At 51.7% G+C, this 209-nt stretch carries 1 protein-coding gene; it reads left to right on the top strand.

Features of this window, described 5'->3' with window-relative positions; all coding sequences use genetic code 11:
• Positions 1–209: hypothetical protein (locus B0D78_RS13150; protein WP_168170160.1), on the top strand; the 209-nt coding region annotated here is incomplete at both ends.

A 209-nucleotide genomic window follows, 5' to 3' on the forward strand; every position in this document is an offset into this window, starting at 1 on the left:
CGTATTCCACTATGTGCGTGAAAATGTTCTCGTCAACGCCGGAGTCTCGCTGAATACGAGCGGCAGAGATCCGATGGCGCGTGCCGGAATCAGCTTTGCGGTAGGCGCTGGCAGCAAAAAGAAGCGTCCGGTACTTGCGCGTGATATGGTTGAGATGCAAAGGGTAATGTCCGCTATGCAGGAAAAACTTGAAGAGATCCAAAAGGAAA

The organism is Pyramidobacter sp. C12-8, assembly GCF_002007215.1.
GTDB lineage: Bacteria > Synergistota > Synergistia > Synergistales > Dethiosulfovibrionaceae > Pyramidobacter.